General features: G+C 56.7%; 22 protein-coding genes. 15 read left to right on the top strand and 7 right to left on the bottom strand.

The genetic code is table 11. The features are described 5' to 3' along the window. Positions 1–96: 96 nt before the first annotated feature. From sucC to lpdA, 5 genes are all read left to right on the top strand, one after another. Positions 97–1,266 carry an ADP-forming succinate--CoA ligase subunit beta gene (gene sucC, locus FE788_RS12640; RefSeq protein ID WP_138380980.1) on the top strand — a complete coding sequence of 390 codons (1,170 nt, stop codon included), beginning with the start codon at positions 97–99 and terminating at the stop codon, positions 1,264–1,266. Continuing rightward, on the top strand, positions 1,266–2,141 hold the full coding sequence (sucD, locus tag FE788_RS12635) for a succinate--CoA ligase subunit alpha (RefSeq protein ID WP_138380979.1): 876 nt from the start codon (positions 1,266–1,268) through the stop codon (positions 2,139–2,141). The genes sucC and sucD overlap by 1 nt, the downstream gene beginning before the upstream one ends. Before the next feature lie 46 nt (positions 2,142–2,187). After that, complete coding sequence (locus tag FE788_RS12630) at positions 2,188–5,130, top strand: 2-oxoglutarate dehydrogenase E1 component (protein WP_138380978.1); 2,943 nt, start codon at positions 2,188–2,190, stop codon at positions 5,128–5,130. Positions 5,131–5,300: 170 nt separating this feature from the next. Further along, on the top strand, positions 5,301–6,911 hold the full coding sequence (gene odhB, locus FE788_RS12625) for a 2-oxoglutarate dehydrogenase complex dihydrolipoyllysine-residue succinyltransferase (RefSeq protein ID WP_138380977.1): 1,611 nt from the start codon (positions 5,301–5,303) through the stop codon (positions 6,909–6,911). Positions 6,912–6,932: 21 nt separating this feature from the next. Further along, positions 6,933–8,339 carry a dihydrolipoyl dehydrogenase gene (lpdA, locus tag FE788_RS12620; RefSeq protein ID WP_138380976.1) on the top strand — a complete coding sequence of 469 codons (1,407 nt, stop codon included), beginning with the start codon at positions 6,933–6,935 and terminating at the stop codon, positions 8,337–8,339. Positions 8,340–8,425: 86 nt separating this feature from the next. On the opposite strand, the gene FE788_RS12615 is transcribed toward lpdA, so the two are convergent. The 4 genes from FE788_RS12615 to fsa all read right to left on the bottom strand — a co-directional run bounded on the left by FE788_RS12615 (position 8,426) and on the right by fsa (position 12,520). Then, a complete protein-coding gene (locus tag FE788_RS12615; RefSeq protein ID WP_138380975.1) occupies positions 8,426–10,033 on the bottom strand; it encodes a SulP family inorganic anion transporter in 1,608 nt (535 codons plus the stop codon). 128 nt (positions 10,034–10,161) lie between these two features. Continuing rightward, entirely contained in the window at positions 10,162–11,121 is a 960-nt protein-coding gene (locus FE788_RS12610; RefSeq protein WP_138380974.1) for a tyrosine recombinase XerC, read from the bottom strand. Continuing rightward, positions 11,100–11,822, bottom strand: coding sequence for a DUF484 family protein (locus FE788_RS12605; RefSeq protein ID WP_138380973.1), 723 nt, complete (start codon positions 11,820–11,822; stop codon positions 11,100–11,102). The genes FE788_RS12610 and FE788_RS12605 overlap by 22 nt, the downstream gene beginning before the upstream one ends. Positions 11,823–11,866: 44 nt before the next feature. Continuing rightward, positions 11,867–12,520 (bottom strand): fructose-6-phosphate aldolase, encoded by a 654-nt coding sequence (gene fsa / locus FE788_RS12600; protein ID WP_138380972.1) that lies wholly within the window; start codon positions 12,518–12,520, stop codon positions 11,867–11,869. A gap of 226 nt (positions 12,521–12,746) precedes the next feature. Here fsa and FE788_RS12595 point away from each other — a divergent pair, with 226 nt between their 5' ends. From FE788_RS12595 to FE788_RS12555, 9 genes are all read left to right on the top strand, one after another. Beyond that, complete coding sequence (locus FE788_RS12595; RefSeq protein WP_138380971.1) at positions 12,747–14,945, top strand: primosomal protein N'; 2,199 nt, start codon at positions 12,747–12,749, stop codon at positions 14,943–14,945. A gap of 247 nt (positions 14,946–15,192) precedes the next feature. Then, on the top strand, positions 15,193–15,777 hold the full coding sequence (locus FE788_RS12590) for a F0F1 ATP synthase subunit delta (protein WP_210413977.1): 585 nt from the start codon (positions 15,193–15,195) through the stop codon (positions 15,775–15,777). Then, positions 15,777–17,306 carry a F0F1 ATP synthase subunit alpha gene (atpA, locus tag FE788_RS12585; RefSeq protein ID WP_138381401.1) on the top strand — a complete coding sequence of 510 codons (1,530 nt, stop codon included), beginning with the start codon at positions 15,777–15,779 and terminating at the stop codon, positions 17,304–17,306. The genes FE788_RS12590 and atpA overlap by 1 nt, the downstream gene beginning before the upstream one ends. A 40-nt stretch (positions 17,307–17,346) precedes the next feature. Continuing rightward, positions 17,347–18,225 carry a F0F1 ATP synthase subunit gamma gene (locus tag FE788_RS12580; protein WP_138380970.1) on the top strand — a complete coding sequence of 293 codons (879 nt, stop codon included), beginning with the start codon at positions 17,347–17,349 and terminating at the stop codon, positions 18,223–18,225. A gap of 47 nt (positions 18,226–18,272) precedes the next feature. Further along, positions 18,273–19,694, top strand: coding sequence for a F0F1 ATP synthase subunit beta (atpD, locus tag FE788_RS12575; protein ID WP_138380969.1), 1,422 nt, complete (start codon positions 18,273–18,275; stop codon positions 19,692–19,694). A 26-nt stretch (positions 19,695–19,720) separates the two neighbouring features. Further along, the gene (locus FE788_RS12570) at positions 19,721–20,131 is read left to right on the top strand and encodes a F0F1 ATP synthase subunit epsilon (protein ID WP_138380968.1); all 411 of its coding nucleotides are present in this window, start codon (positions 19,721–19,723) and stop codon (positions 20,129–20,131) included. Between the two features lie 528 nt (positions 20,132–20,659). Further along, entirely contained in the window at positions 20,660–20,995 is a 336-nt protein-coding gene (locus FE788_RS12565) for an ArsR/SmtB family transcription factor (protein WP_138380967.1), read from the top strand. Between the two features lies 1 nt (position 20,996). After that, positions 20,997–21,470: an SRPBCC family protein gene (locus FE788_RS12560; RefSeq protein ID WP_138380966.1), complete on the top strand. Its 474-nt coding sequence runs from the start codon at positions 20,997–20,999 to the stop codon at positions 21,468–21,470. A 118-nt stretch (positions 21,471–21,588) separates the two neighbouring features. Beyond that, positions 21,589–22,038, top strand: coding sequence for a VOC family protein (locus FE788_RS12555; protein WP_138380965.1), 450 nt, complete (start codon positions 21,589–21,591; stop codon positions 22,036–22,038). A 236-nt stretch (positions 22,039–22,274) separates the two neighbouring features. Here FE788_RS12555 and FE788_RS12550 read toward each other — a convergent pair whose 3' ends face one another. Both FE788_RS12550 and FE788_RS12545 read right to left on the bottom strand, forming a co-directional pair. Further along, on the bottom strand, positions 22,275–22,976 hold the full coding sequence (locus tag FE788_RS12550) for a DUF2461 domain-containing protein (RefSeq protein WP_210413976.1): 702 nt from the start codon (positions 22,974–22,976) through the stop codon (positions 22,275–22,277). Positions 22,977–22,984: 8 nt separating this feature from the next. Then, a complete protein-coding gene (locus FE788_RS12545) occupies positions 22,985–23,416 on the bottom strand; it encodes a GFA family protein (protein WP_138380964.1) in 432 nt (143 codons plus the stop codon). 105 nt (positions 23,417–23,521) lie between these two features. On the opposite strand from FE788_RS12545, the gene FE788_RS12540 reads away from it, so the two are divergent. Beyond that, on the top strand, positions 23,522–23,893 hold the full coding sequence (locus tag FE788_RS12540; protein ID WP_210413975.1) for a winged helix-turn-helix transcriptional regulator: 372 nt from the start codon (positions 23,522–23,524) through the stop codon (positions 23,891–23,893). Here FE788_RS12540 and FE788_RS12535 read toward each other — a convergent pair. Beyond that, positions 23,890–24,744 carry a hypothetical protein gene (locus FE788_RS12535; RefSeq protein WP_138380963.1) on the bottom strand — a complete coding sequence of 285 codons (855 nt, stop codon included), beginning with the start codon at positions 24,742–24,744 and terminating at the stop codon, positions 23,890–23,892. The two genes, FE788_RS12540 and FE788_RS12535, sit on opposite strands and share 4 nt — an antisense overlap. Between the last annotated feature and the right edge of the window lie 41 nt (positions 24,745–24,785).

The raw sequence follows: 24,785 nt of genomic DNA, 5'->3' as shown, positions 1-24,785 counted from the left end.
GGTCCTGCCGGGCTGGCTGTTTCGGGACGATTTCCGGAACACAGACACAGTAATTTGCCGCAAGCTGAGCGCGCGGCAAGATAAGAGGATGGAACTATGAATATCCATGAGTATCAAGCCAAGGGGCTGCTGAAGGAGTTCGGCGCGCCTGTATTGCGGGGCGGTGTGGCCTACACTCCCCAGGAAGCGGAAGCGGTCGCTAAGGAGCTGGGCGGCCCGGTCTGGGTGGTCAAGGCCCAAATTCATGCCGGCGGCCGCGGCAAGGGCGGCGGTGTCAAGGTGGTCAAATCCATTGAGGACGTGAAAAAGGTTGCTGGCGAAATGCTGGGCATGACCTTGGTCACCCATCAGACGGGCCCCGAAGGCAAGGAAGTCAAACGAGTCTATATCGAAGACGGCTGCGCCATCGCCAATGAACTCTATCTTTCCCTGCTAGTGGATCGCGCCACCGGTCATGTGGCCATCATGGCGTCCACCGAAGGCGGCATGGACATTGAGGAAGTGGCCGCACAGACTCCGGAAAAAATCATCACCATCACCATTGATCCGGCCACCGGACTCAGCGGATACCATTGCCGCAAAGTGGCGTATGGGCTCGGCCTTGAAGGCAAGACCGCCTCGGCCTGCACCAAGGTGGTCGCCGCGCTCTATAATGCCTTTGTGGCCAAGGATGCTTCCCTGCTGGAGGTCAACCCGCTGGTGGTGACCGAAGACGGGGACATGGTGGTCCTCGACGCCAAGATGAGCTTCGACAGCAATGCCCTGTTCCGTCACAAAGATGTGGTGGAGCTGCGGGATCCGGATGAAGAGGATCCTATGGAGCTGGAAGCGGCCAAGCACGAGCTGAACTATATCAAGCTGGATGGCAATATCGGTTGTATGGTGAACGGCGCCGGGCTTGCCATGGCGACCATGGACATCATCAAGCTGAAAGGCGGCGAGCCGGCCAACTTTCTGGATGTGGGCGGTGGCGCCACCCGTGAGCGGGTGACCGAAGCCTTCAAGATCATTCTGTCTGATCCCAATGTGGAAGGGATTCTGGTCAATATTTTCGGCGGTATTATGCGGTGTGATGTGATCGCCGAAGGCGTCGTGGCGGCGGCGAGAGAGGTTTCCCTGGCGGTGCCGCTGGTGGTGCGGCTGGAAGGAACCAATGTGGAAAAAGGCAAACAGATCCTGGCGGAGTCCGGTCTGACCATTCTGTCTGCAGATGATCTTGGTGATGCCGCTGAGAAAGTGGTGAAAGCGGTGAAGGAGGCCTCCTGATGTCTATTCTTGTCAATTCCGAAACAAAAGTAATCTGTCAGGGTTTTACCGGCGCGCAGGGGACGTTCCATTCCGAACAGGCCATTGCTTACGGCACCAAAATGGTCGGCGGCGTGACTCCGGGCAAGGGCGGTACAACCCATCTTGATCTGCCGGTGTTCAACACGGTGGAAGAAGCCCGGGAAAAAACCGGGGCCAACGCGTCCGTGATTTATGTGCCGCCGCCATTTGCGGCGGATGCCATTCTCGAAGCCATTGATGCGGAAATCGAGCTGGTCGTCTGTATCACCGAAGGCATTCCGGTGCTTGATATGGTGAAGGTCAAGCGGGCGCTGCAAGGGTCCAAAACCCGTCTGATCGGCCCCAACTGTCCGGGCGTGATCACGCCGGGGGAATGCAAGATCGGCATCATGCCGGGCCACATCCATAAAAAAGGCAATGTGGGAATCGTGTCCCGTTCCGGCACGCTGACCTATGAGGCTGTGGCCCAGACCACGGCCGTGGGGCTTGGTCAGTCCACCTGTGTGGGGATCGGCGGAGACCCGGTGAACGGCACCAACTTCATTGATGTGCTGGACGCTTTCCTGAAAGATGAGGATACCCATTCCATGATCATGATCGGGGAAATCGGTGGGTCCGCGGAAGAAGAAGCCGCTGAATTCCTGAAAGCCTCCAAGGTCAAGAAACCCGTGGTCGGCTTTATCGCCGGCCGGACGGCGCCTCCGGGCCGCCGCATGGGCCATGCCGGTGCCATCATTTCCGGCGGTAAGGGCGGTGCAGAAGACAAGATCGAAGCCATGAAGAGTGCTGGTATTGTTGTGGCGGATTCGCCCTCCGAACTGGGGACTACTCTGGCTTCACTTCTTAATCATTAACTTTTTTCGGGGAGGGTGCGGGCTCAATCCCGCATCCAGCCAACTGATGAGCGCAGAATACGACACTCAAGGTCTCTTTAACGGCTCCAGCGGAGCCTTTGTCGAAGAACTTTTCCTTCGTTATTGCAAGGATCCCGAAAGTGTGGATCCGTCCTGGCAGACCTATTTCAAGGAGCTTGCGGCGGATGCCCGGGCCTTGATGCAGGCCGGCAAGGAACGCACAGAAGCCTCCTGGCGTCGTCAGGACTGGCCCGGTCTTGGCAGCGGGACCAATGATTATATCGAAGCGCTCGATCCGGGGTATGAGCCCCCGCCCCCTCCGAAGAAAGAAACAACCGGGACATTCACTGAGGAAGAGGTCCGGGCGGCAACGCTGGATTCCATCCGCTGTCTGATGATGATCCGGACCTACCGGGTGCGTGGGCATCTGGTGGCCAAGCTGGATCCGCTGGAACTGACGGAACGGACCTATCATCCGGAGCTGGACCCGGCCACCTATGGGTTTGGGCCGGAGGATATGGACCGGCCGATTTTTATCGACAATGTCCTTGGCCTGGAAACCGCCACGGTGCGGGAAGTCCTGGAAATTCTCAAACGCACCTATTGTTCCCATGTGGGTGTGGAGTTTATGCATATTAATGAACCCGAAGAAAAAGCCTGGATTCAAAGCCGGATTGAGGGGCGTGACAAGGAAATCCATTTTACCGCCGAGGGCAAGCGGGCCATTTTGCAGAAACTGACCGAAGCCGAAATTTTTGAGCAGTATCTGGCCAAAAAATATATCGGTACCAAACGGTTTGGGCTGGACGGGGCCGAGTCCCTGATCCCGGCCCTTGAGGGCATTATCAAAACGGGCGGTCATAACGGGGTCAAGGAAATTGTGATCGGTATGCCGCACCGGGGCCGTCTCAATGTTTTGGCCAACGTGATGGGCAAACCGTATCGTGCTATTTTTCATGAATTTCACGGCGGATCATCCAATCCGGATGATGTGGAAGGCTCCGGCGATGTGAAATATCATCTGGGGGCATCCTCCGACCGGGAATTTGACGGCAACAGTGTGCATCTGTCATTGACGGCCAACCCGTCGCATCTGGAGGCGGTCAATCCGGTGGCGCTGGGCAAGACCCGGGCCAAACTGACCCAGCGGGGGGACAAAACCGGCACGTCGGTCATGACCCTGTTGCTGCATGGGGATGCGGCCTTTTCCGGGCAGGGGCTGGTTGCGGAATGTTTCGCGCTCAGCGGTCTGAAAGGATACCGGACAGGGGGCACCATCCATGTGGTGGTCAATAACCAGATCGGTTTTACCACATCCCCGCATTATTCCCGCTCTTCGCCATATCCTTCGGACATGGCCAAAGCCATTCAGGCGCCGGTGTTCCACGTCAATGGAGACGACCCGGAGGCCGTCGTGTATGTCATGAAAATCGCTACAGAATTCCGGCAGACCTTTAAATCGGATGTGGTGGTGGACATGTTCTGCTATCGCCGGTTTGGCCACAATGAAGGCGATGAGCCCATGTTCACCCAACCGCTGATGTACAAGCGGATTAAAAATCATCCCAGCACTCGCCAGATTTATGCTGAACGGCTGATTCGGGAAGGGTTGGTTACCCAGGAGGAAGTGGACCAGATGGTCCGGGATTTCCAGCGCAAGCTGGATGTGGAAATGGAAGCTTCCGAAGGATACAAACCGGACAAGGCGGACTGGTTCGGCGGCCGTTGGAGCGGCCTTGAACGCCCGGATCAGGACCCGCGCCGTTCTGCCGGCACGGGGGTAGACATTAGCGTGCTGAGGGAAATCGGCAAGGTTCTGACCGAAGTTCCCGAAGGTTTTACCGTTCACAAAACCCTGCAACGTGTATTGGATGCCAAGGCCCGGATGATTGAAACGGGCGAAGATATCGACTGGGCCACCGCAGAGGCCCTTGCTTTCGGTACATTGATTAAGGAAGGCCACCGGGTGCGCCTCAGTGGTCAGGACAGCCAGCGCGGCACTTTCTCCCAGCGCCATTCCGTTTTTGTGGATCAGGAAACGGAAGAACGCTATACCCCGCTCAAGGCGCTGGCGGAAAGTGAGGACAGCGAAGCCACTTTTGAAGTGATTGACAGTGCGCTGTCCGAAATGGGGGTTCTGGGGTTTGAATATGGGTATTCCCTGGCGGAGCCCAATGCCCTGGTCTTGTGGGAAGCGCAGTTTGGTGATTTTGCCAATGGGGCGCAGGTGATTGTCGACCAATTCATTTCTTCTGGCGAACATAAATGGCTGCGTATGTCCGGTCTGGTGATGCTGCTGCCGCACGGGTATGAAGGGCAGGGGCCGGAACACAGCTCTGCTCGCCTGGAACGGTATCTGCAACTCTGTGCGGAAGACAATATGCAGGTGGCCAACTGTACCACGCCGGCCAACTATTTTCATATTCTGCGCCGCCAGATGAAACGGAAGTTCCGCAAGCCTTTGGTTTTGATGACTCCGAAGTCCTTGTTGCGGCATAAGAGATGTGTTTCCACCCTGGCGGATATGGGGCCGGGCACGGAATTCCACCGTGTCCTGTGGGACGACGCGGAAACCCACCCGGAAACCAGCATCCGGCTGAAGAAGGACAAGGACATCAAACGGGTGATCCTGTGTTCCGGCAAGGTGTATTATGACCTTCTGGAAGAACGTGATCGGCGCGAACAGGCTGACACCTATCTGTTGCGGGTGGAACAGCTCTATCCCTATCCCGAGCACGCTCTGGTCAAGGAACTGAAACGCTTCAAGTCCTTGGAAACGGTGGTGTGGTGCCAGGAAGAGCCGAAAAACATGGGCGCTTGGGGCTTTATCAATCCCTATATCGAAGAAACGCTGAAAGCGGTGGGCTGCAAACCGACCCGGCCGCTTTATGCAGGACGCAAGGCCGCAGCCTCCCCGGCGACGGGGCTGATGTCGCGGCATAAACAGGAACAGAGTGATCTGGTCAATCAGGCCCTGACGATCAAATAATGCTGAGTGGGCAAATTACATTGATCGGATTGGGGTTCCAGGTCAAGCCGGGACACCGGCATAGAACAGAGTGACAACCGTTGCGCGCCGGTCGTTCCAAAAGGATCAAAAAAGGCGAAGGATCACACCGAACGCCGGCGCAGGAAAGATAAAGATAAGGAGTTGGGCTTATGGCCATTGATATTCAGGTTCCGGCTTTGGGGGAATCCGTCACGGATGCCACAGTCGGCAAATGGTTTAAATCCGTCGGCGACAACGTCAAAATGGATGAGCCGATTTGCGAGCTGGAGACGGACAAGGTTTCCCTTGAGGTGAATGCCACTTCGGCCGGCACTCTCATGGAAATCCTTGCCGATGAAGGGGATACCGTGGAAGTGGGCGCGTTACTGGCCCGGATTGCCGAACAGGGCGAACAGGTAACGCCGTCAGCGAAATCAGAGGTCCCCGCGTCGCAGAATAAAGCCGGCGCCAAGGGGGATGGGGAGTCCGCCGAGGTGGTGTCCAAGACATCCGGCAATGGCGGCTCTGGCAACGGGGCGTCCGGCGATACGCTGGTCGAGGTGCATGTGCCGGCTTTGGGCGAGTCCGTGACCGAGGCCACTGTTGGTAAATGGCTGAAAAAGGAAGGCGAAGGGGTCAGCCAGGATGAAGTGATTTGTGAGCTGGAAACCGACAAGGTGGCGCTGGAGGTGAATGCGCCGGTATCCGGGGAACTGAAGGAAATTGTTGCTCAGGAAGGGGCCACGGTGGGCGTGGGCGCACTTCTGGCAAAAATTGATGCGGCATCACTTGGCACAACGCCGCGGCCGGCCCCGGCCGCTGCCGAAACGGTAGCGGCGCCGGCTCAGGACAAGGCGGTCTCCGCCGCCCCATCCGGGGCGAAGGTGCGGGCTTCCGCTGCGGAACTGGCCCGGGAGAAAGGCATTGATCTGGATAAGGTGAAAGGCACCGGCGAAGGCGGTGTGATCACCAAGGCTGACGTCTTGGCGTATGCGGCCGGGCGGCAGAAAACTGAAGCACCGGCGGCACCGACGGCAGCAGCTCCGGCCCCGGCCGCGCGCGGCGACAATGGTGAGGTTCTGCCGCGGGAAGAAGTGGTGCCCATGACCCGGCTGCGGCGCACCATTGCCAAACGGCTCAAGGACGCACAGAACACGGCCGCCATGCTGACCACCTATAACGAGGTGGATATGTCTGCGGTGATTGCCCTGCGCAATCAGTACAAGGAAGTGTTCGAGAAAAAACATGGCACGCGGCTGGGCTTCATGTCCTTCTTTGTCAAGGCCTGTGTGCAGGCGCTTAAGGAAATTCCCGAAGTCAATGCGGAAATCCGCGATGATGCCATCGTGTACAAGAATTATTATGACATTGGCGTGGCGGCCAGCACCCCGGCCGGTCTGGTGGTGCCGGTGGTGCGCGGATGCGAAAACCTCAGCTTCTCTGAAATCGAGGCGGAAATTGCCCGGCTTGGCAAACGCGCACGCGACGGTAAGCTGAGCATGGAAGAGATGACCGGCGGCACCTTTACCATTTCCAATGGCGGTATTTTCGGGTCGCTGATGTCCTCGCCCATTCTTAATGCCCCACAGTCCGGCATCCTCGGCATGCACGCCATCAAGGAGCGGCCGGTGGTGGTGAACGGTCAGATTGTGATCCGTCCCATGATGTATCTGGCGCTCAGCTATGATCACCGGATCGTGGATGGCAAGGGGGCCGTGACCTTCCTGGTTCGCATCAAGGAAAATCTTGAAGATCCGCAGCGTCTGATTCTTGACCTCTAACCGCTAACGGGAAAACGAAAAATGAGTGAAATGTATGACGTGGTTGTAATCGGGGGCGGCCCCGGCGGTTATGTGGCGGCCATTCGGGCGGCCCAACTGGGGCTAAAGGTGGCCTGTGTGGAAAAACGCGGGGCTCTGGGCGGCACCTGCTTGAATGTGGGGTGTATCCCGTCCAAGGCGCTGCTGCATGCGTCCGAGCTATTCGAGGAAGCCGGCAACGGCATGGAAAAATTCGGCATCAAAACCGGCAAGGTGTCGCTCGATCTGGATGCCATGATGGCGCACAAGGCCAAAACCGTGAAGGATCTGACGGGGGGGGTTGCTTTCCTGTTCAAGAAAAACAAGGTGGCGTATGTCGAAGGCACCGGCGCCATCAAGGGCCAGGGACGGGTGCATGTGGCGCTGAATGATGGCGGGGAGAAAACCCTGGAAGCCAAAAATATCATCATTGCCACCGGTTCCGATGTGGCGAGTCTCCCAGGTATCGAGATTGATGAGAAGCAGATCGTCTCCTCAACCGGCGCACTGGAACTGCCCAAGGTGCCGAAACACCTGGTGGTGATTGGCGGCGGTGTGATCGGGCTGGAGCTGGGGTCTGTCTGGAGGCGGCTGGGCGCCGAGGTTACGGTGGTGGAATATATGGATCGTATCACCCCGGAAATGGATGGGGAGGTATCCAAAACCTTCCAGCGGATCCTGAAAAAACAGGGCATGACCATCAAGACCTCCAGCAAGGTGACCGAGGTGAAGAAAACCAAAACGGCGGTGACCGTAACGGTGGAACCGGCCAAGGGCGGAGAGGCGGAAAAGATCAAATGTGACGTGGTGCTGGTGTCCGTCGGGCGGCGGCCCTATACCAACGGGCTCGGACTCGAAGACGTCGGGGTCAAGCTGGACGATCGCGGCCGGGTGGAGATTGATGATCATTTCCGTACCAGCGTGCAGGGTATTTACGCCATTGGCGATGTGGTGCGCGGGGCCATGCTGGCCCACAAGGCCGAGGACGAAGGCATGGCCGTGGCGGAAATCATTGCGGGGTATGCTGGGCATGTGAATTATGACGCCATCCCCAGCGTGATCTACACCATGCCGGAAGTGGCCGCCGTGGGCAAAACCGAGGAACAGCTGAAAACGGCGGGTGTGGACTATGCGGTGGGCAAATTCCCCTTTACCGCCAACAGCCGCGCCAAATCCAACCTGCAAACGGACGGGTTTGTGAAAATCCTGACCGATAAGGCGAGCGACAAGATTCTCGGCGCACATATTATCGGCGCGGATGCGGGCAATATGATTGCCGAACTGGCGCTGGCCGTCGAAAAGGGGCTCACGGCCGAAGATGTGGCCTATACGTCCCACGCGCACCCGACGGAAACCGAAGCAGTGCGCGAAGCCGCCATGGCCACCGAAGGACGCCCGATTCATATGTGAGGGGGGGCCTAACGGTTTTATGAAAATGGAAACGGCCCCGCGCGGGCCGTTTTTTTATGTTATGTAAAAAGATGTTTCCGTTATCCCTACGCGGCAATCACATGCAAGTTTTCTGCCGGGATGTGTTTGAACAGGCCAATCACATTGAGCAATTTCTGGGTTTCCCCTTCGCGCAAGCGTAGGTGAAGGCTCCGGTGCTTTTCTGGCACCGCTTGTAGAATCTCTTCCAGTGTTACAGCGAGGCTGAGGTCCATGGACAGGACGTCCTCCATATCCAATGTGAGCTTGTCATACTGTTCCAGCGCCTCACTGATGAGTCGGGTCAGGTCTTTGGTGATAGCGTAACTGAGATGACCGGAAAGATGCAGGGTAACGCCCTTACGGTCGGAGGAGGGTGTTTCTACCTGAACCACATCAGCCAAATATGTAGGTTCATTGGGACTTTCCTCAAACGCCCGGATCTGTTGCAACTGGCTTCGACCTAAGCGGCGGGAATAGATCATATGAGAGAGAATAAGGCCTAAACCAATTGCGGTTACCAGATCAGAAAACACCGTCAGGACGAGCACCGCACTCATCAGGAAAATCTTATCCCGGGGCCACATCCCAAGGCGCCGGATAAAATCCCAATCTATAATGTCAAACCCCACTTTCAGCAGAATGCCGGCGAGCACAGCCAGGGGAATATGGGCGGCAAGTTCGGCGCCAAAGGCCACGATCAGCAGCAGGACAATCGCATGGACTATGCCGGACAGGCGGCTCTGCGCGCCGGCCTTGATGTTGACCACGGTGCGCATGGTTGCGCCCGCCCCCGGCAACCCGCCGACCAGCCCGGCCAGCATGTTGGCTACTCCCTGACCGATGAGTTCCCGGTCGGACTGGTGACTGCGCCGGGTCATGCGATCTGCCACTGTGGAGGTTAACAGGCTGTCAATGGAGGCCAGTAGCGCCAGCATGAAGGCGCCGGTGATCATGCCTGGTAGTGCGGCGAATGTTATCTCAATTCGTTTCAGTTCCGGCAGGCGGGTGGAAATTTCGCCTATGGTTTTAAGCTCTGGAAAAAGCGTTGCCCCAACGATGGTGCCGATCACCAATGCAAGCAGGGAGGCGGGGATGAGCTGACTGAGGCGGCGCGGAGTGATCAGGGTAATGCCAAGCGCCAGGGCGCCCAGTGTGAGGGAGGAGATATCCACAGCAACAAAGGCATGGGGCAAGGACTGGATGGCGTCTGGAATGCCCTGATGCGGGGAATAATCCCCGAGCACCGGCAGAAGCTCCATGATAATAATAATGCAGCCTATCCCCGACATGAAGCCCGATACCACCGGCAGCGGTACGTAATTCACATAAGCGCCAAGCCGAAAGATGCCAAACAAGGCCTGAATGATCCCGGCCAGCATAACAATACTGAACAGCATATCTGGATTGTGGCCATAGGTGACGGCAAGTCCTGCTATGACCACGGTTAGGGGGCCAGTGGGGCCTGAAATTTGCTGTGGCGTACCGCCGAACAACGCGGCAAAAAAACCAACCACAATAGCGCCATACAGGCCGGCCGTGGGCCCAAGCCCTGAAGCCACGCCAAAGGCCAGAGCCAAGGGAAGCGCCACGATCGCAGCAGTCATGCCGCCGAACAGATCCTGACGCAGGGAAGTGGGAGTAACGGATTTCAAATCAGGAAAGAGAGGTTGCATTTGTAAATACTCATAAAAAGAAAATAAATGAAATATTAATTCAGAAAACGATAAGAGACATCATTATAACAATTTTATAGTGTTATTTTAATTTATTTCCATTTTGTTTTTGCTGATGCAATCTTGTGCTAATTTTTTTTAGCGCCCGGATGGGTGTGATTATAGACGTCCATGAGATAGGCGGTGTCCACATCCGTATACTGCTGAGTGGTGCTGAGATTGACATGGCCCAGCAGTTCCTGGATGGTGCGCAGATCGCCGCCGGCGGTGAGCAGATGGGTCGCAAAACTATGCCTGAGCGCATGCGGCGTGGCCGATGGCGGCAGGCCCAGGGCGCTACGGACCCGGGCGAGAAGCAGTTGGATATTACGGGCGTTGAGACGGCCGCCCCGCACGCCTCGAAACAGTGGTCCTTCCCGCAGAGGAAAAGGGCAGCGGGTGCGATACTCTTCCACGGCCTGGCGCACTACCGGCAGAATCGGTACCAGCCGCTCCTTGTCGCGTTTGCCGCGGATACGCAGCATGTCGTCCCTGGTCGGCCAGTCCTGCGCGTCCAGGTCCAAAGCTTCTGAAATACGCAGGCCGCAGCCATAAAGCAGGGTCAGCACCGCCACATCCCGATGCGCTACCCAGTCCCGGGGCGAAGGGGACGTGTGCTCCCGGGCCGTTTCAAGGGTCTGGCGCGCGGCCTGCTCCCCCAGCGGGCGGGGCAGGCGCTTGGACCGTCTTGGAGAGCGAATGGCTGCGATGGCGTCATTTTGCAGGATGTTGTTTTTCCTGAGATAGCTGAAAAAGGCCCGAAGCGCACTTAAATTACGGGCCAGACTGGTGGGAGAGACACCTCTGTTGCGGCGTTCCGCAAGAAAAGCCCGAAAGTCCCGCACCTCAAGTGTTGCAAGGTCCGCTCTGTCAGGGAAGCCGCCGAGATGGGTGTTCAAGAAGGCGAGAAACTGACCAAGATCCCTGAGATAGGCGTCAAGGGTATGAGAAGACAGGCGTCGTTCGGCCCGCAGATGATCCTGCCAGCCCCGTACCAAAGGGGCCAGCGCGGGGGAAAGTGTGTCCTCTAGGCGGTCTGTGTCATCCATCTGATGAGGCATTTCCTGAACACGGCTTCAAGAAACCGCAAAAGTTCCGTGCCCTGGCCGGGCGTGAACATATCCGCATCCCGGCTGCCAAAGGCAAGAAGGCCGGGCGGGGTATGAGCCGTAGGGGTCAGTCGGATCAGCGCCTCTGCCCGAATCAGTCCGGTGGCAGGGCCAAAGACATCTTCTTCCGGCTGAATATTGTCGCGCAACAGGGTGGCGTCTTCCTGTCCCAGAAGTTCATTGACACGACCCGGGCGCAAGCGGCGCAGTTCCGGCAAAGACGGCAGCGGGGAGCTGCCGTCATCTTCAAAACACAGGGAAATTACATCCACGCTCAGGATCTGTGGCCAGTCCCGGGTCAGGATGTGGCTTAAATGGGCAAGATCTTCGGCGTCCAGCAGCGCCAGCACGGCATCATGGATTTGAAGCTGGGTGGACATGTTATTGCGCGAGGCTGTGATCAGTGACCCGTGGAATTGCCGCAATTCCTGAACTTCCTGTTGCAGCCGTTTCAGGATAGCGCCCCGAAAATCCACCACATTCTCCCCCGTCTCTCCGGGATTGTCCAGCCAGTTCATTTGGGCCAGAAGATGCGGATGGTCCATAAGGAAACCGGTCAGAAAGTCAGGATGACGCAGCAGCCAGTCCCGGATCTGAGTCGCGGTAAGGTCGTCCTGGGGGTGTTTCAGACCATCTGGCATATAATAAACCTTTCTTGCCGTAAACCTTTTTGGGCGAAGCGGGGTCAGGCGATGCTCTGGCCGGTTTTTTCCCAATCCTTCAGGAAAGCTTCCAGCCCCACATCAGTCAGCGGATGTTTGAACAGCTTGTGCATCACTGCCGGCGGCAGGGTCGCCACGTCGGCGCCGATCCGTGCCGCTTCCACCACATGCAGGGGATGGCGTACGCTGGCCACCAAGATTTCGGTGCGGAAATCATAATTGTCGTAAATTACCCGAATATCCTCGATCAGCGCCATGCCGTCCTGGGAAATATCGTCATGGCGGCCGATAAAGGGTGAAATGAAGGTGGCGCCGGCCTTGGCCGCCAGCAACGCCTGGGAAGCGGAAAAACACAATGTCACATTGACCATTTTGCCTTGGGACGTGAAATATTTACAGGCCTTAAGCCCGTCCACGGTGAGCGGCACCTTGAGGCAGATATTGTCGGCAATGGCGTAAAGCTTGTCGGCTTCCCGTTTCATGCCGTCGAAATCCAGTGCGGTCGCCTCGGCGCTGACCGGGCCGTCAACCAGCTCGCAGATTTCACGGGTGACCTCAAAAATATCCCGACCCGATTTCATGATCAGAGAGGGGTTTGTCGTAACCCCGTCCACCAGACCGCTTTCGGCCAGGGTGCGGATTTCATCAATTTCTGCGGTGTCCAGGAAAAATTTCATGTCTCTTGTACCTTTCCAAAAATCCAGGGCTTTCTATCCTTGCCAAGGGGAATTGAAACACTCTCCGGCGCATTATCGTGGGTACTCGGTACCCCGAAACGGATTTCAGTGCAAGCCCGATATTGCCCATTTTACAGAATATCCTATAGTGGGGCAAACCGCCCGGGGCGGGATCAAAAAATATGCGCTAACCTTTTGGGCCTAACCTTTTAATGAGCGACATGCCGTGACCGGTCTTTTTCCCGCACGACGACTCCAGGTTCTGCTGCCGCTGCCCCTGCAGGGAGTACTGGATTATCTGGCCCCCGCAGAGATGCCGCTGCGACGGGGGGATTTTGTTTCCGTTCCGCTGTCGGGACGCATTCTGCAAGGGGTGGTGTGGGCGCTGGATCCGCCGCCGTCGGAGGTGCCGGAAAATAAACTGAAACAGGTGCTGGGGCGTTTTGAGCTGCCGGCGTTGCCTGAAAGTCTGTTGACATTTATTGACTGGGTGGCGGCCTATACCCTTTCGCCGCCGGGGGCGGTGCTGAAAATGGCAATTTCTGTGCCACGGGCGTTTCAGACTCCCAAAATGCGCACTTTATATAGGTTGGCGGTGGACAATCCGGACGAGCTTACCCCGGCGCGACGCAAGGTCTGGGCGGCGGCCCTGGGGGACATGGCCTTGTCGCTGAAGGACTGGGCCGAGCTGGCCGGCGTGGGGGAAGGGACACTGCGGGGGATGCGCGAGGCGGGACAGTTGCAGCCGGTGGAAGTGGCCGGCGATGCCCCCTTTCCGGAACCGGATCTCCGTCTGACGGCACCGGTTCTGTCCCGCGAACAGGCCGAAGCCGCCCGACATTTCCGGGACCTGGTTCGCGCGCACCGCTTCAGGGCCAGTCTGCTGGAGGGGGTGACCGGCGCGGGCAAGACGGAAGTCTATTTCGAGGCCATTCACGAGGCGTTGCAGCAAAAAAATAAGGATTCCCCGAGTCAGGTCTTGGTCCTGGTGCCTGAAATTGCGCTCACGGCTCAATGGCTGGACCGGTTTCGGGACAGGTTCGGGGTGGCGCCGGTGGTCTGGCATTCGGGCCTTACGCCGGCCCAGCGGCGCCGGGCCTGGTGGGCGGTGATCCGCGGTCAGGCCCGGGTGGTGGTGGGGGCTCGTTCGGCACTGTTCCTGCCGTTCCAGAATCTGATGCTTGTGGTGGTGGATGAAGAGCATTCGCCCACCTACAAACAGGAGGATGGGGTCATGTATCATGGGCGGGACATGGCCGTGGTCCGTGCCCATCAGGCGGCTTGCCCGGTCATTCTTGCCTCCGCCACCCCGTCGCTGGAAACTCTGGTCAATGCGGAAAGCGGCAAATATGACTGGCTGTATCTGGGGGAAAGGCATGGTGTGGCCGAACTGCCGGATATGACGGCTATTGATATGCGGGCCCATCCGCCGGCCCGGGGTGAATGGCTGTCCGCTCCACTGCGTGAGGCGGTGGCGGAAACGTTGAAGCGCGGCGAGCAGGTGCTGCTTTATCTCAACCGCCGGGGATATGCACCGCTGACCCTGTGCCGGGCTTGTGGGCATCGGCTGGACTGCCCACATTGTTCGGCGTGGCTGGTGGAACATAAAAAACAGGGGCGGCTGCAATGCCATCATTGTGGGTATTCTCAGCACCGCCCTAGAAACTGTCCGGCCTGTGGGGCGGAAGACAGGCTGATTCCCTGGGGGCCGGGGGTGGAACGGGTGGCGGAAGAGGTTCACGGACTGTTTCCCGAGGCCCGTCTTACCGTCATGGCCAGTGATGAATTGGCCGGACCCGGCGAGATTCGCGAGATGGTCGAAAGCATTGCCCGCCACGAGGTGGATGTGATCATCGGCACGCAGATTGTCACTAAAGGGTATCATTTCCCTGACCTTACCCTGGTGGGGGTGGTGGATGCGGATCTCGGCCTTGCCGGCGGTGATCCGCGGGCGGCAGAGCGTACCTGGCAGCAGCTGGAACAGGTGGCCGGTCGCGCCGGACGGGCGGAAAAGCCGGGAAAAGTACTGTTTCAGACCCATATGCCCGACCATCCGGTGATCCGGGCACTAATTTCCGGGGACCGTAATGCGTTTTTGGAACAGGAAGCTGAAGAGCGGGAGCATCAGCGCATGCCGCCTTACGGTCGGCTGGCGGCCGTGATTCTGTCTGGTACGGATCATCAGGCGGTGCTGCGTTTGGCCCGTCATTTGGCCCAGGGCGCGCCGCGGAGTGGGGATGTGATGATTCTGGGACCGGCCCCCGCGCCACTGAGCTATCTCAGGGGACGACACCGGTATCGTTTCCTTGTCAAGGCTGGAAAAACGGTAAATATACAGAACGTGTTAAAAAACTGGCTTTTTTCCACGCGCCTGGACGGGGGGGTGAGAGTGCAGGTCGACATCGACCCCATCAGTTTTTTTTAAGGAAAAGGAAAATTCGGAGAAGAAAAACAACAAATCGCGACATCATGGGGCAAAGTTGGGTTGCAGTCTCAGGATCACTGTGCTAGGTATCCCGCGCATGATGAAATTTTGACTGTTATGGAGCCCGCTCCCGGAAGGGGTTTTCGAGAAACGGCGTTTCCGGAAAGCCGTGTTCGGGAAAACCATATTTGGGCATAGGGGCCATGACAGGGATCGGTTTTAAAAAATTAACCCAAGGAAGACGTAAGTGTCATCTGAACAGGCCTCAAACCTTGCTTCTGAAAAGCTGACGATTTCCGGTCTTGCCGGGCGTTATGCCGTTGCGCTTTTTGATCTTGCCAAGGAAGCAGATGCGCTGGATGATGTGGCCAAGGATCTGGCTGCTCTTGAAGCGCTCCTTAATGAAAGTCCTGAACTTGCGAATCTGGTCGCCAATCCCGTCTTTTCCCGTGAGGAACAGGGGAAGGCTATGGACGCCGTCGTGTCGCATGCAGGGCTGAGCAAGCTGGTCGCCAATTTTCTCGGGGTGCTTGCCAGGAACCGCCGTCTCAGCCAGCTGAAAAATATCATCCGTGAATATAATAGACACCTGGCGCATCACAAAGGTGAAGTCAATGCCTCCGTGGTGACGGCGCATGCCCTGACAAAAACTCAGCAGAATGCGTTGAAGGCTAAACTGAAATCATTGGTCGGACGTGACGTGAATGTGGAAATGTCTATTGATGAAAACCTGCTTGGCGGCATGGTGGTCAATATCGGATCCCGCATGATCGACAGCTCGCTGAAGACCAAACTTGAAAATCTTGAAGAATCTATGAAAGAGGTTGGATGATGGACATCCGTGCAGCGGAAATTTCCAAGATCTTGAAAGAGCAGATTGCCAATTTCGGCGAGGAAGCAGAAGTTTCAGAAGTTGGCAAGGTGCTGTCTGTCGGGGACGGCATTGCGCGCGTTTATGGTCTTGACAATGTACAGGCCGGGGAAATGGTTGAATTCCCGGGTGGCATTCAGGGTATGGCGCTGAACCTGGAAGCCGACAATGTGGGGGTCGTGATTTTTGGTGACGACCGCAACATTAAGGAAGGCGACACGGTAAAGCGAACCGGCAACATTGTGGACGTGCCGGTGGGCAAGGGTCTGCTGGGCCGCGTGGTTGACGCGCTAGGCAATCCTATTGACGGCAAGGGGCCGCTGACGGACGTGGCCCGTTCCCGCGTGGAAGTCAAGGCGCCGGGCATTATTCCCCGTAAATCCGTGCATGAGCCGGTGCAGACCGGGCTCAAGGCCGTGGACGCTTTGGTCCCGATTGGTCGGGGGCAGCGTGAGCTGATCATCGGCGACCGTCAGACCGGTAAAACCGCTGTCGCCATCGACGCTTTCCTGAACCAGAAAGCTGTCAATGAAGGCGACGACGAAAGCAAGAAGCTTTATTGTATCTATGTGGCGGTAGGGCAGAAGCGCTCCACTGTGGCGCAAATTGTGAAAGCCCTCGAAGAGCGTGGCGCCATGGAATATTCCATCGTGGTGGCGGCAACGGCTTCCGAACCGGCCCCGCTGCAGTTCCTGGCTCCCTATACCGGCTGTGCCATGGGTGAGTTCTTCCGTGACAACGGCATGCATGCCGTGATCGTTTATGACGATCTGTCCAAACAGGCCGTCGCCTATCGTCAGATGTCCCTGCTGCTGCGGCGTCCGCCGGGGCGTGAAGCCTATCCGGGGGATGTGTTCTATCTGCACTCTCGGCTTCTGGAGCGTGCGGCGAAAATGGGCGATGATGCCGGTGCGGGGTCTTTGACGGCGCTACCGATCATTGAAACCCAGGCCGGGGACGTGTCCGCCTATATTCCGACCAACGTGATCTCCATTACCGATGGCCAGATCTTCCTGGAAACGGAACTGTTCTATCAGGGTATTCGTCCCGCCATTAACGTGGGTCTTTCCGTGTCCCGTGTGGGGTCTGCTGCACAAATCAAGGCCATGAAACAGGTGGCCGGCACTATTAAGTTGGAACTGGCCCAGTATCGTGAAATGGCCGCCTTTGCCCAATTCGGCTCTGACCTGGATGCAGCGACCCAGAAACTGCTGAACCGCGGGGCCCGGCTGACTGAACTTCTGAAACAGCCGCAATATTCACCGATGGCAGTGGAAGAGCAGGTAGTGGCTATTTTTGCCGGCGTGAACGGTTATCTGGACGGCATTGACGTGTCTGCCGTCGGACGTTTCGAAGAAGCTTTCCTTGCGGAAATGCACAGCAAGCATAAAGATGTGCTGGACACTATTCGCACCGAAGGCAAGCTTTCTGATGAGACGATCGCGAAGTTGAAAGGTATTCTTGACACCTTCGCCAAGAATTTTGCCTGAGTGTCCGGAGACAAACAGAGAAAGATAAGGACAAGTCACTATGGCTAACCTTAAAGACCTCAGAAACCGGATCTCCAGCGTTCAGTCCACGCAGAAGATCACCAAAGCCATGAAAATGGTGGCGGCCTCGAAGCTGCGTCGGGCCCAGGATGCCGCGGAAGCCACCCGGCCCTATGCGGAACGCATGGAAAGTGTTCTCGGTTCTCTGGCGGCCAGCATGAAAGGCCAGATCGGGGCACCAAAACTCCTGGCCGGGACCGGTCGGGAGGATGTGCATCTGATCGTGGTGGCCACCTCCGAGCGCGGCCTGTGTGGTGGCTTCAACGCCAATATCGTCAAGGCCGCCCGCCAGAAAATCAACAACCTTCTGGCGGAAGGCAAGGACGTGAAAATCATCACCATCGGCAAAAAGGGACGCAGCGCTCTGCGCCGGGAATTCGGCGGACGCATGATCGAACATTTCGATCTGTCCCATGTCAAGAATCTGCATTATGGCGACACCACACCCATTACCGAGCGTATTCTGGAACTGTTTGAACGGGGAGAGTTTGATGTCTGCACCCTGTTTTATGCCAAGTTTCAGTCCGCTTTGGTGCAGGTGGTGACCGGACAGCAGCTGATTCCCGCCTCATTCGAGGAAGAGAATGGCGTGGATCTGGGCGGAGCAGCCTATGATTATGAGCCGGATGAGACGGAAATCCTCGAAGATCTGTTGCCCCGCAACCTGGGCATCCAGATTTTCCGGGGACTTCTGGAAAATGCCGCCAGCGAACAGGGCGCGCGCATGACCGCCATGGACAATGCGACCCGCAATGCCGGGGAAATGATCGACAGTCTGCGGACCACCTATAACCGGACCCGTCAGGCCGTGATCACCAATGAATTAATTGAAATTATTTCGGGCGCGGAAGCGCTCTGATCAGAAAATTGGAGCGAGGGCGTCGGGCGCCCCGGGAGTTGAGGAAAATGACACAAAACACAGGACGTATCAGCCAGGTGATCGGTGCCGTTGTCGACGTTCAGTTCGACGGCGAATTGCCCGCGATCCTGACAGCTCTTGAAGTTGATAACAACGGTAACCGTCTGGTGCTGGAAGTGGCCCAGCATTTGGGCGAGAACACGGTCCGGACCATTGCCATGGACTCCACCGACGGTCTGGTCCGCGGCCAGGAAGTTAAAGACACTGGCGCGCAGATCAGTGTGCCGGTGGGACCGGAGACGCTCGGGCGGATCATGAATGTGATTGGCGAGCCGATTGACGAACGCGGCGAGATTGCCACCAAACAGAAAGCTCCGATCCATAACGAGGCCCCGGACTTTTCCGAACAATCCACCGAAGCCGAGATCCTGGTCACGGGCATTAAGGTTGTAGACCTGCTGGCGCCCTATGCCAAAGGCGGTAAAATCGGACTGTTCGGCGGGGCCGGCGTGGGCAAGACCGTTCTTATCATGGAACTGATCAACAACATCGCCAAGGGCCACGGCGGCTATTCCGTGTTTGCCGGGGTGGGCGAGCGGACCCGCGAAGGGAACGACCTGTATCATGAGATGATCGAATCTGGGGTGATTGACTTGGAAGGCGGCAATTCCAAGGCGGCGCTGGTGTATGGCCAGATGAACGAACCGCCGGGGGCCCGTGCCCGTGTGGCGCTGACCGGTCTGACCCTGGCGGAATATTTCCGCGATCAGGAAGGCCAGGACGTGCTGTTCTTCGTGGACAACATCTTCCGCTTTACCCAGGCTGGCGCTGAGGTGTCCGCGCTCCTCGGCCGTATCCCGTCTGCTGTGGGGTATCAGCCGACCCTGGCGACCGATATGGGGGCCCTGCAGGAGCGTATTACCTCTACCACCAAAGGGTCCATTACTTCCGTGCAGGCCATTTACGTGCCGGCCGACGACTTGACCGACCCGGCCCCGGCAACGTCCTTCTCTCACCTTGACGCGACCACAGTTCTAAGCCGTCAGATTGCTGAGCTCGGTATTTATCCGGCGGTGGATCCGCTGGACTCCACATCCCGTATTCTGACCGCTGATGTGGTGGGTGAGGAACATTATGAAGTGGCTCGCCGGGTTCAGGAAACTCTGCAGCGTTATAAGTCCCTGCAGGACATCATCGCCATTCTCGGCATGGACGAACTGTCCGAGGAAGACAAGCTGGTGGTGGCGCGGGCCCGTAAGCTGCAACGCTTCCTGTCCCAACCATTCCACGTGGCTGAGGTCTTTACCGGTGCACCGGGTAAATTCGTGGCCCTGGAAGACACCATCAAAGGCTTCAAGGCGATTGTGAACGGGGAACATGACGATCTTCCCGAAGCCGCTTTCTACATGGTGGGCACCATCGAGGAAGCCATCGAGAAAGCCCGGAAAATGGCGGCCGAAGCGGCCTAACGCTGATTTAGGTAAGGGAAGCCACTATGGCGGATAAAATACATTTCGAACTGGTCTCGCCCGAACGCCTGCTGCTTTCGACAGAAGCAGAAATGGTCGTGGTTCCCGGGACCGAGGGATATATGGGGGTCATGGCCAACCATGCTCCGCTGATCTCGACCCTGAAAACCGGGATTATCGAGGTCCACAACGGCGGCGCGGCGGATAAACTTCTGGTGCGCGGCGGATTTGCGGAAGTGAATCCGAAGGGCCTGACGGTCCTGGCCGAAGAAGCCTATCCGCTGGCGGAACTGGATCGCGACAAGCTGACGGCAGAACTGAGGGATGCCGAGGAAGATGTGGCGGACGCCAAGGATGAGGTGACCCGCCAGCGGGCGGAAAAGGCCCGTGACCGTCTGGCGGCCATTGTAGAGGTGCTTAACAGCCAAGCCGCCTGACACCCGGACGGTTTTAAAATTTCAGATACGACACCCCCGCAAGGAAGATCCTTGCGGGGGGTTTTTGTTGTGGCGTGGCTTTTGATGAGATGAAATGCCATGGCGAGCGGAAGCGATGCAATCCACGATTCCCAGGTCTCTGAAACCTTGTGGATCGCCGTGACATGATGACGTTTTCCCTTCATTGTTCTTGCCGCCTCTGCCTTCGTCATTGCCGCGCAGGCGGCAATCCAGCCCCTCCCAAAGACGTTCTACCCGGCTTGTCCGGGAGAACTCTCAGAAAAGGACTCTCAGAAAAGGACTCTTAAAAAGGACTTTGGGCTCCCACTTGCGCGGGAGCGACGTAAGGAGCTGCCGGAGGTCGTGATGATGTTTCTTCTTGCACCGTCATGGCGAGCGCAAGCAACGCAATTCACTCTAGAAATATATCCTGATCCCTAAAATACTGTTTGACAGTAATACATTTCTTATTTAACGATAATGTTAATTAAATGAATAGTTAAACATAAATTGCTCCGGATCCCTGAAATGTCACCACAGATACCCGAAATTTTTTCCGCCCTGTCTGACCCGACTCGTTTTGCTATTGTGGAGAAACTGTTGCGGGAGGGGGATCAGAGTGTGGGGGATCTGGCCCGACCGTTTCAGATGAGCGCACCGGCCATATCCCGGCATCTTAAGATTTTGGAAGATGTGGGACTGATTGAGCGACGGGTGAAAAAACAGTGGCGTGTGTGCCGTCTGAAAAAAGAATGTTTTGTTTCGCTGGATGAGTGGCTGGAGCGATACCGCAGTTTCTGGATTGGGAGTTTTGACCGACTGGAGGCATTTTTGGACCAAAATTTGAAGGAAGAGGATCAATAACATGTCAGAAAATATAACCGGCGGCCTTTCGGATCAGGATGCTGCCGCGCGCACCCTGGTACTCGAATGGGAGTTTCACGCCCCTGTCGAACGGGTCTATGACGCCTGGACCAAGCCCGAATATCTTGTCCAGTGGTGGGGGCCGGAAGGCATGACGGTGCCGACATATGAAATGGATGTGCGCGAAGGTGGGAAATGGCAAACCACCATGGTCAATGCGGCCGGGGAGGCGTATACGGTTCAGGGCAAATATGTTACTCTTGAGCGTCCGACCCGTCTGGTGATGACCTGGGCCTGGCTCACGGAAGGTGTTCCGGGCCATGAAACGCTGGTGGAGGTGACGTTGCAGCAAACAGAGGCCGGCACCAGATTACGTCTTGTACAGAAAGTCTTTGACACCGAAGAACAGAAAACCAGCCATCATGAGGGCTGGACTTCATCTCTCCACTGTCTTGAGAGGTTTTTGTCCCAGTAATTTTACCCCAGTAATTTTACCCCAGTAATTTTACCCCAGTAATTTTACCCCAGTAATTTTTCTTCAGTAAACCGCGTAGATCCCGATAACCGCCATTGATATTTATGAGGAGAAGAACATGGCTTCCATACCGGAAGGTTTCACAACCGTGACGCCCCATCTGATGGTTGATGGGGCAAACAAGGCCATTGACCTTTATCAGAAAGCCCTGAACGCGGAACTGCTGGGCAAGCTGGAGGCGCCGGACGGTAAGGTGTTGCATGCGGCGCTGAAGGTCGGGACGTCCATTCTTTTTCTGAGTGACCCGATGCCCAATGTGGATCGCAAACCGCCCAAGGATGGATTGTCGCCCGTGGCGTTTTATTTGTACGTGGAAGACTGCGACGGGGCCTATGCCCATGCGGTGGAGCAGGGCCTGAAAGAAGTGAGCAAACCCGAAGACATGTTCTGGGGCGACCGGACCGCCGTGGCCCAGGACGAATTCGGGTATAACTGGACCTTTGCCACCCATATCCGCGACGTCAGCCCCGAGGAATTGGAAAAAATGATCCAGGAAATGGCCGGCTGAATGTCGGCATAACTATTGTTGAACAACCTGCACCCCCGCGAGGCGGTCCTGGCGGGGGTTTTTGTTACCGGCTGATGATGAGCCCTGTTCCAATAAGATCAAGCGAGTGATCTTATTGGCCAATAATACAGAAAAGCATTCTGTATCAATAGGATATATTGACTGAATAAGCGCCCGCAGAAGGACTAATTCATGAGCGCTTGACGTAAATCTTATGAGGAGGCATTTTCGCGTTATCAAAACGGCACGTCGAGCGCTTCGGCGATGAAGACCATCAGCGGCCGGGCGGCGTTGAAAGTTCTGGTCACCTCCTCTAGGAAGTCTTCGGACGCCGCGATGCGGTGATCCGCTTCGTGACGCATGGCGAAGAAGCTCTTGCGTTTGATGTCCTCCAGATGCTCAAGATCCGCCGGGAAACCGCGCGGGGGACGGGTGAGCGCCTCACCACCGATCCCGCCAATGAGCCGCCGCAGATCGGGGTTCGCCAGAACCTGCCGCCATTTCTCCGGATGCCGGGCGATGCGGTCGCGGATTTTAAACAACGCCGGGCCCGGCGGTTGCCAGATCCCGCCACCGAAAAACAGGTTGTCTTGCTCCAGATGCACATAAAATCCCGGCGCATGGGCGTCCCGCCCCAGCCGGTGGCGGAACTGCACGCCCGCATGTTCCTTATAGGGTTTCTTGTCCCGGGAAAAGCGCATGTCCCGGTAGATGCGAAACATGGACCCGCCATTGGGGCGCGGGTCGGCGGTGACATGTGTGGAAATCTCTTTCAGGCGTGGCGCCATGTCGGTGATAAAGGCGGTAATGGGGGCCACCACCTCGGTTTTGTACCGCCCCTTGTGGGCGGTAAACCAGTCCCGGTTATTATTCTGTTTGAGATCCTCAAAAAACTGAAAAAATGAGTCTCCGAATCCGGTGAAAGCGGCGCTCATCATGCTCTCCCTCAGGCCGGGGCCGGCGGCATTTCCGCAAAGGCCGGCAGGCTGTCGTCAGGCTGGTCCCAGCTTGCTGCGCGGGAGGCATAGACCACAATCTGCGGTTTGAAATTTTCCGGATCATCCAGCAGGTTAGGAGACAGAATAACCAGGTTTGCCCAAGCATCATTTTCCGTATAGACCAGGCAGCCGCAAGTGGGGCAGAAATGTTTGGTCAGTTTATGGCCGCTATCGGCCCGCCAGCTGTAATTGGAAAGGGAGCCGTTTATACTGAAGGCGTCACGCGGCACCCCCAGAAGGGAACTGTGTCCTGTGGCGCTTGACTTGCGGCAGTTGTTGCAATGGCAATGAGCGGCCATAACGGCTTCCGAGCGGGCTTCGTAAGAGGCGCTGCCGCACATGCATTGGCCGGTGATACTGGGGCCTGTGGTACTGGTCATGAATTTTCCCCTTCTAAATGGTTTTTTATGACTTTAAAAATAAAAGTCACTAAAGTGTAGCCTTTAACTTTTATTTTGCAAGTAACAAGTTTGTGTTATGAGTGGATGATGAGTAAAAATAATTCACAGTCCGGTTTTGCCCGGTCGCCTTGCCCGATCACCTCGGCCCTTGATCTGGTGGGGGACAAATGGACGCTTGTGATTCTGCGGGATCTTGCATTGGGAAAAAGCCGGTACAAGCAGTTTCAGGAGTCTCCCGAAAACATTCCGAGCAACATTCTGGCGGACCGGCTGCGCCGTATGGAAGAGCATGATCTGCTGGTCAAAACCGCTTATCAGCAGCGCCCGCCCCGTTATGAATACAGGCTAACGCAAAAGGGGCGGGACCTTATTCCCCTGCTGCATGTTCTGGCGAAATGGTCCTTGAAATACCGTCTCGGCTGCTGGGATCCGCCGGAACGGTTCTGGTCACTCTAATGTTCCTCCCGGTGATGACATGCGCCGCAGCCGCGATAATAGACTGAGGTCTGGGAGCAAAAGACGGCCAGCGGCAGGCTGAGCACCGGGGCGAGCATAAACAGTACCAGATACAGATTGCGGCTGGGGTCTTCAAACAGCCGATCCAGAACATAAGAGGCGCTCAACACCACAAGAGCCGCCGGCAGCAGAGAGAGCAGGGCGCTGAGGACCATATGTCCTGTGTGCTGCCGGGTCAGGGTCCAGGAGGCCCTGAATCCCAGCTTCTTACCGATAGCCTGGGCAGAAAAGGCGAGTGACAGACGCAGCGCAATCATGAATGTGAACAGAAAGACAAATATGACGCCCCCGATATAGAGGGCCATTTCCAGCTTCCCAATTTCCGCCACGGAGCTGCCGTCGAAAGATAAGATGTTGTTCAGAAGAAAAAGCAGAAACGCCGTCAGCACAAATGTCAGCAACACAATGCCACCCAGAAGAATCAGGAATTTGGCGATATAATGCAGGCTGCGGGTCATCAGTGGCCAGAAATTTGGGCGAATCAGATGTTCGGGGCCCAGAAGAAACAGGCGATGCCAGAGAATAAGGCTGGGAATGGCCCAGAAAAAGGTGGTGAACATCAGGAGCAGGAAAGACAAATGAAACCCTTCGGGAACTGCTCCCTGCCCGGTAGAGGCCGTGAACACAGGAGCGAGATACCCGAAATATCCGGCCAGGCAAAACGGTAGAAAGGCAAACAAGGAAATCACCACATGCGGCAGAAAATAGTGCCAGAGGCAGGCATAGGCCTGCCCGGCACATCCCGGAATTGAGGATAATCTGATGCCATATCCGTTTTCTTGACTCTGCATGGATTTTTTCTCTCAGAACATTGCGTCGGATTTGTGGCAAT

This window comes from Luteithermobacter gelatinilyticus (genome assembly GCF_005849285.1).
Lineage (GTDB): Bacteria > Pseudomonadota > Alphaproteobacteria > Sphingomonadales > Emcibacteraceae > Luteithermobacter > Luteithermobacter gelatinilyticus.
This window is presented reverse-complemented; position numbering and strand designations above follow the sequence as displayed.

What these genes read in the sequence shown, in the direction of transcription:
- FE788_RS12565 (WP_138380967.1), top strand. Translation starts at nt 20,660, where the DNA reads ATGTCACCACAGATACCCGAAATTTTTTCCGCCCTGTCTGACCCGACT.
- FE788_RS12540 (WP_210413975.1), top strand. Translation starts at nt 23,522, where the DNA reads ATGATGAGTAAAAATAATTCACAGTCCGGTTTTGCCCGGTCGCCTTGC.
- FE788_RS12545 (WP_138380964.1), bottom strand. Translation starts at nt 23,416, where the DNA reads ATGACCAGTACCACAGGCCCCAGTATCACCGGCCAATGCATGTGCGGC.
- atpA (WP_138381401.1), top strand. Translation starts at nt 15,777, where the DNA reads ATGGACATCCGTGCAGCGGAAATTTCCAAGATCTTGAAAGAGCAGATT.
- FE788_RS12550 (WP_210413976.1), bottom strand. Translation starts at nt 22,976, where the DNA reads ATGATGAGCGCCGCTTTCACCGGATTCGGAGACTCATTTTTTCAGTTT.
- FE788_RS12560 (WP_138380966.1), top strand. Translation starts at nt 20,997, where the DNA reads ATGTCAGAAAATATAACCGGCGGCCTTTCGGATCAGGATGCTGCCGCG.
- lpdA (WP_138380976.1), top strand. Translation starts at nt 6,933, where the DNA reads ATGAGTGAAATGTATGACGTGGTTGTAATCGGGGGCGGCCCCGGCGGT.
- FE788_RS12535 (WP_138380963.1), bottom strand. Translation starts at nt 24,744, where the DNA reads ATGCAGAGTCAAGAAAACGGATATGGCATCAGATTATCCTCAATTCCG.
- FE788_RS12555 (WP_138380965.1), top strand. Translation starts at nt 21,589, where the DNA reads ATGGCTTCCATACCGGAAGGTTTCACAACCGTGACGCCCCATCTGATG.
- sucC (WP_138380980.1), top strand. Translation starts at nt 97, where the DNA reads ATGAATATCCATGAGTATCAAGCCAAGGGGCTGCTGAAGGAGTTCGGC.
- FE788_RS12580 (WP_138380970.1), top strand. Translation starts at nt 17,347, where the DNA reads ATGGCTAACCTTAAAGACCTCAGAAACCGGATCTCCAGCGTTCAGTCC.
- fsa (WP_138380972.1), bottom strand. Translation starts at nt 12,520, where the DNA reads ATGAAATTTTTCCTGGACACCGCAGAAATTGATGAAATCCGCACCCTG.
- FE788_RS12605 (WP_138380973.1), bottom strand. Translation starts at nt 11,822, where the DNA reads ATGCCAGATGGTCTGAAACACCCCCAGGACGACCTTACCGCGACTCAG.
- sucD (WP_138380979.1), top strand. Translation starts at nt 1,266, where the DNA reads ATGTCTATTCTTGTCAATTCCGAAACAAAAGTAATCTGTCAGGGTTTT.
- FE788_RS12610 (WP_138380974.1), bottom strand. Translation starts at nt 11,121, where the DNA reads ATGGATGACACAGACCGCCTAGAGGACACACTTTCCCCCGCGCTGGCC.
- atpD (WP_138380969.1), top strand. Translation starts at nt 18,273, where the DNA reads ATGACACAAAACACAGGACGTATCAGCCAGGTGATCGGTGCCGTTGTC.
- FE788_RS12630 (WP_138380978.1), top strand. Translation starts at nt 2,188, where the DNA reads ATGAGCGCAGAATACGACACTCAAGGTCTCTTTAACGGCTCCAGCGGA.
- odhB (WP_138380977.1), top strand. Translation starts at nt 5,301, where the DNA reads ATGGCCATTGATATTCAGGTTCCGGCTTTGGGGGAATCCGTCACGGAT.
- FE788_RS12570 (WP_138380968.1), top strand. Translation starts at nt 19,721, where the DNA reads ATGGCGGATAAAATACATTTCGAACTGGTCTCGCCCGAACGCCTGCTG.
- FE788_RS12615 (WP_138380975.1), bottom strand. Translation starts at nt 10,033, where the DNA reads ATGCAACCTCTCTTTCCTGATTTGAAATCCGTTACTCCCACTTCCCTG.